8 protein-coding genes are annotated in these 8,383 nt (G+C 70.8%); 5 read left to right on the top strand and 3 right to left on the bottom strand.

Annotated elements, in window-relative coordinates:
- Positions 1-327, top strand: a 327-nt coding sequence (locus amrb99_RS45475; protein ID WP_206700368.1) for a hypothetical protein, incomplete at its 5' end; no start/stop codon positions are given.
- Between the two features lie 135 nt (positions 328-462).
- Here amrb99_RS45475 and amrb99_RS45470 read toward each other — a convergent pair.
- Positions 463-1,641, bottom strand: coding sequence for a hypothetical protein (locus amrb99_RS45470; protein ID WP_190868311.1), 1,179 nt, complete (start codon positions 1,639-1,641; stop codon positions 463-465).
- Between the two features lie 305 nt (positions 1,642-1,946).
- On the opposite strand from amrb99_RS45470, the gene tig reads away from it, so the two are divergent.
- The 4 genes from tig to clpX all read left to right on the top strand — a co-directional run bounded on the left by tig (position 1,947) and on the right by clpX (position 6,452).
- Complete coding sequence (gene tig, locus amrb99_RS45465; RefSeq protein WP_190868310.1) at positions 1,947-3,431, top strand: trigger factor; 1,485 nt, start codon at positions 1,947-1,949, stop codon at positions 3,429-3,431.
- 219 nt (positions 3,432-3,650) lie between these two features.
- Positions 3,651-4,283 (top strand): ATP-dependent Clp protease proteolytic subunit, encoded by a 633-nt coding sequence (locus tag amrb99_RS45460; protein ID WP_241756548.1) that lies wholly within the window; start codon positions 3,651-3,653, stop codon positions 4,281-4,283.
- Between the two features lie 61 nt (positions 4,284-4,344).
- Positions 4,345-5,007, top strand: a complete 663-nt coding sequence (locus amrb99_RS45455; protein ID WP_190868313.1) for an ATP-dependent Clp protease proteolytic subunit — start codon at positions 4,345-4,347, stop codon at positions 5,005-5,007.
- A 170-nt stretch (positions 5,008-5,177) separates the two neighbouring features.
- On the top strand, positions 5,178-6,452 hold the full coding sequence (gene clpX, locus amrb99_RS45450; RefSeq protein WP_151545781.1) for an ATP-dependent Clp protease ATP-binding subunit ClpX: 1,275 nt from the start codon (positions 5,178-5,180) through the stop codon (positions 6,450-6,452).
- A gap of 244 nt (positions 6,453-6,696) precedes the next feature.
- On the opposite strand, the gene amrb99_RS45445 is transcribed toward clpX, so the two are convergent.
- Both amrb99_RS45445 and amrb99_RS45440 read right to left on the bottom strand, forming a co-directional pair.
- Complete coding sequence (locus amrb99_RS45445) at positions 6,697-7,341, bottom strand: response regulator transcription factor (RefSeq protein ID WP_190868309.1); 645 nt, start codon at positions 7,339-7,341, stop codon at positions 6,697-6,699.
- A gap of 21 nt (positions 7,342-7,362) precedes the next feature.
- A complete protein-coding gene (locus amrb99_RS45440; protein ID WP_190868308.1) occupies positions 7,363-8,163 on the bottom strand; it encodes a sensor histidine kinase in 801 nt (266 codons plus the stop codon).
- Positions 8,164-8,383: the final 220 nt, after the last annotated feature.

Raw genomic sequence — 8,383 nt, 5'->3', positions numbered from 1 at the left:
GGTCAGAACGGCGGCGGCCAGGGCGGCCAGGGCGGCCAAGGCGGCCAGGGCGGCCAGGCGGGCCAGGGCGGAGGCCGCGGAGGCCAGGGCGGCGGACGCAACCAGGGCGGACGCGGCCAGGCCGGGCGCAACCAGGGCCAGCGACAGGGCCAAGGCCAGGGCCAGCGACAGGGCCAGGGCCAGCGGCAAGGCCAGGGGCAGGGCCAGGGCGGCGGGCGCGGCCGCTCCGGGCAGGGCGGTTTCTCCGGCGGCGGCGCCATGGCGGACGCGCTCCGCCGCGCCGGCCTCGACAAGGGCCTGCCGGGCGGCGACCGCAAGTCCCGCTGAGCCGGCCCGCCTCCGGACGGGCGTTCACACGCGAACGGCCGCCGTCACCGGAAGTCCGGTGACGGCGGCCATTCGCGGTTCGGAAGCGCTACGCCGCGGCAAGGCGGCGCCCGGCGGCGGGGTGGCCCGTTCCGGTCAGCGGCCGGTGCCGCGCCAGCGTCCGTCCGAGCCCGTCTCGGTGTGGGGCTCGGGCGCGGGGGAGCGGCGCGGATCCTGCGCGGGCCTGCGCGGCGACCCGCCTCGCGGCGGCGTGTTCGGCAGGTTGTACGGACCCGTGCCCAGCGGATCCTGCGCATAGGGGCTGCGCTGCGGCGGCACCGAATACCGCCCCGGCTCCGCCTCGGCGGCCGGCTGCTGCCCGAGCTGCGGCCCGCCGAGCACGGGACCGCCCACCGAAGGACCGCCGAACGGGTCCTGCGCGGCGGAGACGTCCTCGCGCGGGCGCTCGTCCTCCTGCACCGGCCGGTGCCGGGGGAACTGCAGGACGGCGACCGCGCCGAGCAGCAGCGCCCCGAACCGCATCGCCGAGTGCCCCATGTCCTTCGGCCACGCCTCCGCGTACATGAAGGTGCCCATGGTCAGCAGGTACGACTTGGCGCTCACCGTCATCACGGTCGACACGATCGACACCCGGCAGCGCTGGAACGCCATCACCATGATCCCGAAGCCGATCGCCGCCGCCAGCACCGTCAGGTACGGCCAGGGCGTCGTGGCGATCCGCAGGCTGGTGGCGTGCGCGTCGTCGCTCCAGCCCTTGATGGCCAGCTCGGCGGTGCCGACCGGGAACCCGGAGCTCAGCCCGTAGGCGATGCCGGTGACGGGGCGGGCGTGCCGGCCGTCCGGCCGGTGGTCGCCGAGGACGAGGATCAGCACCGGCACCAGCACCGCCGGGGCCACCACCACCGCGATCTTCCACAGCGGCACGGCGGCCGACCGGATCGGCTCGTGGCCGCTGATCGACGCGGTGAGCAGCAGGATCGCGGCGGCGATCAGCAGCAGGCTGAGCCACTCGCGGGCGGTGAGCCGCTCGCCGAAGAACACCATCGCGATGAGCAGCAGCGGGACGACCCCGGACATGAAGATCGGCACCGCGGTGGACAGCGGCAGCTTCCCGAGCGCGACGATCTGCAGGCCGAGGCCGCCGAGCACGATCGCGAGGGCGATGAGGAAGATCCAGTTGCTCACGATCGTCCAGATCATGTGCAGGATGCGGTTGCCCCGTACAGGGGCCATCCGGTCCGCCGCCAGCTTGAAGACGGCGAACCCCAGGTAGTACAGACCGGTCGCGCTGAAGGCCGCGGCTATCCCGTTCATCCCGGACGAGTATGGGGGGTGCGGGTGCCAAATGTCACTGCCTGTACGGGATTGTTGACAGCGATTCGCCGGTCCACCGCCCCCGCGATGTCCGCAGACGCCGCCGCGACCCCATAGACTTGGCGCGCGAGGGCGCGGAGCCGCATCTCGGCATGCCCGCGCCCGCGAAGACCGACCGGCTGAGAAGACGCAGACGGGCAGCGGCATCGCGGCCGTGTGCGCCGAGGCCGGGCGCTCGCAGGCAGGAAAGAGCACGCGTCGAACGCCGCGGCCGAGACAGCGCCCGATCAAGGAGACCTACCCCAGTGAAGACCGATGTCGAGGAGCTGACCCCCACCCGGGTCAAGCTCACCGTCGAGGTTCCGTTCGACGAGCTCAAGCCGAACCTCGACAAGGCGTACAAGGAGATCTCGCAGCAGGTGCGGATCAAGGGCTTCCGGCCCGGCAAGGTCCCCGCCCCGCTGATCGACAAGTACGTCGGCCGGGGTGCGGTCCTGCAGGAGGCGGTCAACGACGCGCTTCCCGAGCTGTACGGCCGCGCCGTCGAGGAGACCGAGATCTTCGTTCTCGGCCAGCCGGAGGTCGAGGTGACGGAGCTGGACGACGGCTCCCAGTTCGCCTTCACCGCCGAGGTCGACATCCGGCCGAAGTTCGAGGTGCCGGACTACGACGGCATCGAGGTCGTCGTCGACGACGCCGAGGTGACCGACGAGCAGGTCGACGAGACCGTCGGCAACCTGCGCGAGCGGTTCGCGTCGCTGACCACCGCCGAGCGCGCCGTCGAGGAGGGCGACTTCGCCACCGTCGACCTGGTCGCCAAGATCGACGGCGAGGAGGTGGAGGACGCCTCCACCACCGGCTACTCCTACGAGGTCGGCAGCAAGTCCGCCATCGAGGGCCTGGACGAGGCCCTCGTCGGCCTGTCCGCCGGCGAGGACAAGACCTTCACCGGCACCCTGGTCGGCGGCGAGCACGCCGGCGAGGAGGCCGAGATCACCGTCACGGTGCAGAGCGTCAAGGTGAAGAACCTGCCCGAGCTGGACGACGAGTTCGCCCAGCTCGCCAGCGAGTTCGACACCATCGAGGAGCTGCGCGAGGACGTCCGGACCCGGCTGGGCCGGCAGGTCAAACTGCAGCAGCTGTCCGAGGCCCGCGACAAGGCCCTCGAGGCGCTGCTGGAGAAGATCGACATCCCGCTGCCCGAGAAGGTGGTGGAGGAGGAGATCGGCCGCCGCAACCAGCAGCTGGAGCAGCAGCTCCAGATGGCGGGGATGTCCAAGGAGGACTACCTCAAGGACGAGGAGAAGTCCGAGGAGGAGTTCGACACCGAGGTCGCCGACGCGGCCCGGCTCGCCGTCAAGGGCGGCTTCGTCCTCGACCAGCTCGCCGTCCAGGAGGAGCTCGGCGTCGAGAACGAGGAGCTCAGCGAGTACGTCGTCACGCAGGCCATGCAGATGGGCGTGGCGCCGCAGCAGCTCGCCGAGTACCTCACCCAGAACAACCAGCTCCCGGCGATCGTGTCGGAGGTGCTGCGCAGCAAGGCGCTGAACCTCGTGGTCGAGCACGTCACGATCAAGGACGAGTCCGGCAACGTCATCGACGTGGAGGCCGTGCAGCGCGAGCTGAACGGCGAGACCGCCGAGGCGGAGGCCGAGGGCGAGACCGCCGAGTCGGCCGGGGAGCCGGCCGCCGACGAGGCCGAGGCCGCCGAGGAGACCCCCGCGGAGACGGCTGAGGCCGCCGCTGAGGAGGCCCCCGCCGCCGAGGCCAAGGACGAAGACGCGAAGTAAGGCCCGTCGCGTCCAGGACGCCCTGAGCGTTCCCGACACGCCCCGCACCCGCGCTCCGGGTGCGGGGCGTGTCGCGTTCGCGGAGATCGTCCATACCTCGCGGAGGCGTGGGTACGCCCCTGGCGAAAAGGCGGCCCCCCGGGCGTAAACGGGGTCGTGAGCGCGTTACTGTCCAATCATCCGAACCGATTAAAAGGACCGGAGGAACACCCGGTGAGCATGCCTCCGACTTTCGACGAGTCGTCGCGGATCCAGGCGCGGGTGGCCGAGGCGCCCCTGCTGCCCCTGGGCGACCAGCTGTTCCAGCGGCTGCTGCGCGAGCGCATCGTCTTCCTCGGCCAGCAGGTCGACGACGACATCGCCAACCGCATCTGCGCCGAGCTCCTGCTGCTGTCGGCCGAGGACGGCCGCCGCGACATCACGATCTACATCAACTCGCCAGGCGGCTCCGTCACCGCCGGCATGGCGATCTACGACATCATGCAGTACGTCCCGAACGACATCGTGACGGTCGGGATGGGGCTGGCCGCCTCGATGGGCCAGTTCCTGCTGTGCGCGGGCACCACGGGCAAGCGCTACGCCCTGCCGCACGCCCGGATCATGATGCACCAGCCGTCCGGCGGCATCGGCGGCACCGCCTCCGACATCAAGATCCAGGCCGAGCAGATGCTGTACGTCAAGAAGACGCTCGCCGAGAAGATCGCCCAGCACACCGGCCAGCCGCTCGACCAGATCGAGCGCGACTCCGACCGGGACCGCTGGTTCACCGCCGACGAGGCCAAGGACTACGGGTTCGTCGACCACGTGGTCCTCAGCGCCAACCAGGTGCCCTCCGAGGGCACGGTCTCCTGACGACCTGAATCACTATCGGAGGCACACAGTGAGCGACTTCATCCGACCCGGCTTCAGCGACCTGGTCCGGCCCGGCGTCCAGGCGGGCGGGTCCCCGGCGCCGGTCGACAGCCGGTACATCATCCCCTCCTTCGTCGAGCGCACCACGTACGGGGTCAAGGAGATGAACCCGTACAACAAGCTCTTCGAGGAGCGCATCATCTTCCTCGGCGTGCAGATCGACGACGCGTCCGCCAACGACGTGATGGCCCAGCTGATCACGCTGGAGTCGATCGACCCCGACCGCGACATCAGCATCTACATCAACTCGCCCGGCGGCTCGTTCACCGCCATGACGGCGATCTACGACACGATGCAGTTCGTCAAGCCCGACATCCAGACGGTCTGCATCGGCCAGGCCGCCTCGGCCGCCGCGGTGCTGCTCGGCGCCGGCACGCCCGGCAAGCGGGCGGCGCTGCCCAACTCGCGGATCCTGATCCACCAGCCCGCGACCGAGGGCACCTACGGCCAGTCCAGCGACATTGAGATCCAGGCCCGCGAGATCATGCGGATCCGCGAGCTGCTCGAGACGATCCTGGCCGAGCACAGCGGCAAGCCGATCGACGAGGTCCGCCGCGACATCGAGCGCGACAAGATCCTCACCGCCGACGAGGCCAAGGAGTACGGTCTCATCGACGATGTCTTCGCCAGCAGGAAGCGCAAGGCGGAGGTAGTGTCGTCCTGAGGACGTAGGACGCGGGAGGTCCCGAGCCCGGTGGTCATACTTCCGGGCGAGGGGCTTACCAAGTCCGTTGGAGGCGGTAACGTCGAGTCCAACGTCGAGAGCCCTCGGGACGCCAGCCGGCCGCGCCGCACCCTCTCAGACGGGCGGCCCCACGAAAAGGAGACAGTTGGGTGGCACGCATCGGCGACGGTGGTGATCTGCTCAAGTGCTCGTTCTGCGGGAAGAGCCAGAAGCAGGTCAAGAAGCTCATCGCGGGTCCGGGCGTGTACATCTGCGACGAGTGCATCGATCTCTGCAACGAGATCATCGAGGAGGAGCTCTCCGAGACCTCCGACCTGAAGTGGGACAACCTGCCCAAGCCGCGGGAGATCTACGAGTTCCTGGACTCCTACGTCATCGGGCAGGAGACGGCGAAGAAGGCGCTCTCCGTCGCCGTCTACAACCACTACAAGCGGATCCAGTCGGGTGACGTGGGCCGGGACGACCAGGTGGAACTGGGCAAGTCCAACATCCTGCTGCTCGGCCCGACCGGATCCGGCAAGACGCTGCTCGCGCAGACGCTCGCCAAACTCCTCAACGTCCCGTTCGCCATCGCGGACGCCACGGCGCTGACGGAGGCCGGATATGTCGGCGAGGATGTCGAGAACATCCTCCTGAAACTGATCCAGGCGGCCGACTACGACGTCAAGAAGGCCGAGACCGGGATCATCTACATCGACGAGGTCGACAAGATCGCCCGCAAGAGCGAGAACCCGTCGATCACCAGGGACGTCTCGGGTGAGGGCGTCCAGCAGGCGCTGCTGAAGATCCTGGAGGGCACCACCGCGAGCGTCCCGCCGCAGGGCGGCCGCAAGCACCCCCACCAGGAGTTCATCCAGATCGACACCACGAACGTGCTGTTCATCTGCGGCGGCGCGTTCGCCGGCCTGGAGAAGATCGTCGAGTCCCGGGTGGGCAAGCAGGGGATGGGCTTCGGCGCCCAGATCCGCTCCAAGTCGGACTTCGAGGAGTCCTCGGCGGTGCTCGGCGACGTCATGCCGGAGGACCTGCTGAAGTTCGGCATGATCCCGGAGTTCGTCGGCCGCCTCCCGGTGATCACCTCGGTGCACAACCTGGACCGGGAAGCGCTGATCAACATCCTGACCGAGCCGAAGAACGCGCTGGTCCGCCAGTACCACCGCCTCTTCGAGCTCGACGGGGTCGACCTGGAGTTCACCGACGACGCCCTCGAGGCGATCGCCGACCAGGCCATCCTGCGCGGCACCGGCGCCCGCGGCCTCCGCGCCATCATGGAGGAGGTCCTCCTCTCCGTGATGTACGAGGTCCCGAGCCGCCAGGACGTCGCGCGCGTGGTCATCACCCGCGAGGCGGTCCTGGAGCACGTCAACCCGACCCTCGTCCCGCGCGACCGCCCGAAGCGCGAGCCGAGGGAGAAGAGCGCCTAGCACGCCCGCGAACGCCCCTGGCCACCAGGCCAGGGGCGTTCACGCGTTCCATAGGTCTTTCACAACCGCCCGCAGCAGCCGCATCGCAGCGACCTGAGCCGTCACGCGAGCGCGCTATCTGACCGGTGGGGGCGATGCCGAAGGCGAGCCCCACCGGGAAGCTCGCGAAGCGAGTTCGCGCTCGCCCAAGCACGGTCAAGGGGCGAGCCGCCAGGCGAGCCCCTTGGGCCGGGATTGCATGAGTTCAGCCGCCGAGGCCGGCCTCGCGGGCGAGGACGATGGCCTGGGCGCGGTCGGCGACGTGCAGCTTCATGAAGATGTTCGACACGTGGTTGCGGACGGTCTTCTGGCTGAGGAACAGGGTGGCGGCGATCTCGGCGTTGCTGCGGCCCTGCGCGATCAGTTCGAGGACCTCCCGTTCCCGCTCGGTGAGCTGCGGGAACGCGGCCTGGCGGGGGTCGGGCATGTCGGTGAAGTAGGTGAGGACGCGGCGGGCGATCTCGGGCCCGTAGATGGCCTCGCCGGCCGCGACCGCCCGGACGGCGCGGGCGATCTCCTCGGCGCCGGACTCCTTGAGCAGGTAGCCGCGGGCGCCCGCGCGCATCGCGTTGAACACCGAGTCGTCGTCGCGGAACATGGTCAGCACGAGCACCCCGATGCGGGGGCTGGTGCGGGTGATGGTCCGGGTGGCCTCGATGCCGTTGCCGCCGGGCATGTGCAGGTCCATCACGACGACGTCGGGCTGGAGTTCGGCGGCCATCCGCACGGCGTCGGGGCCGCATTCGGCCTCGCCGACGACCTCGACGCCCAGTGCCTGCAGCAGTCCCTTCAGGCCCTGCCGGAACACCGGGTGGTCGTCGGTGATGAGGACCCTGATCGCGTCCGTCATCGGCGGCCTCCGCTCACCTGTTCAGGGGCGCCCGTTCCGGCGTCCGGGCGGAGCATGATGGTACCCGGCGATGCCCGGCGCGGGCAGGGGCAGCCGCGCCGTCACCACGGTCCCGCCGCCGGGGCGGGACGTGACGGTGCAGCCGCCGCCGACCTCCGCCGCCCATTCCTTCATCGCGGCCATGCCGCGGCGCGGCCTCGGGCGGTCGCCGTTGCGGCCGGTGTCGGGCAGCCCGGGGCCGGTGTCGGCGACCATCAGGTGCAGGTCGGTGTCGCGGCGCAGCAGCACCATCGCGGTGCTGTCGGGGGCGTGCAGCCGGACGTTCGTGAGCGCCTCCTGGACGATCCGGTACGCGGCGACCTCGACGGCTGCGGGCAGTTCGGCGGGCCCGCCGTCGAACCGGACGTCGACCCGTTCGGCGCAGCCCTCGGCGAACGACTCGATGGCCGCGACGAGGCCGAGGTCGTCCAGGGCGGGCGGGCGGAGGCCGTGCGCGAGGTCGCGGATCTCGCCGACGGCGGTGGCGAGCCGGTCGCGGACGTCGGCGAGCAGCGGGTCCATCCGCTCGGGCTCGCCGGCGAGGGTGATGCGCGCCGCGTCCAGGGACATGGCGAGGCTGGCGAGGGTGGGGCCGAGCTCGTCGTGCAGGTCGTGGCGGAGCCGGCGGCGCTCCTCCTCCCGGCTGGCGAGGATCCGCTCGCGGGAGCGCTGCAGGTCGTGGGTGAGGCGCAGCAGGTGGGGGATCGCGGCGGCGTGCGCCGCGACGGCTCCCGCGGCGAACGCGCCGGCCAGCACGGCGGTGCGCGCCAGTACCGCTCGCATCCCGTCCCACTCCCTTCGGCCCCGGTTTCGCGGGCGTGTCGGCACCACCCTTTCCGTGGAGGCGACCCGGTGTCAGGTGACCTGTGTCCCGTCCGCGGCGGGAAAACGCTCTCTGGGCCGCTGCGCTGCGGTGCCGGACGGTGCCGGACGGGGCTGGACCGGGTGCGGGGCGGGCGGCGTGGCGGGTGCCCGGCGGTGCGGTGCGGGCCGTGGTACCGCC

Source organism: Actinomadura sp. RB99 (genome assembly GCF_014706005.1).
Taxonomy (GTDB): Bacteria; Actinomycetota; Actinomycetes; order Streptosporangiales; family Streptosporangiaceae; genus Spirillospora.
Note: the sequence above shows the minus strand (reverse complement) of the source record. Positions and strands in the feature narration are given on the sequence as shown.

Bases quoted from the DNA above. Each gene is read 5' to 3' on its own strand.
- amrb99_RS45470 (WP_190868311.1), bottom strand. From the start codon at position 1,641: ATGAACGGGATAGCCGCGGCCTTCAGCGCGACCGGTCTGTACTACCTG.
- amrb99_RS45460 (WP_241756548.1), top strand. From the start codon at position 3,651: ATGCCTCCGACTTTCGACGAGTCGTCGCGGATCCAGGCGCGGGTGGCC.
- amrb99_RS45445 (WP_190868309.1), bottom strand. From the start codon at position 7,341: ATGACGGACGCGATCAGGGTCCTCATCACCGACGACCACCCGGTGTTC.
- amrb99_RS45440 (WP_190868308.1), bottom strand. From the start codon at position 8,163: ATGCGAGCGGTACTGGCGCGCACCGCCGTGCTGGCCGGCGCGTTCGCC.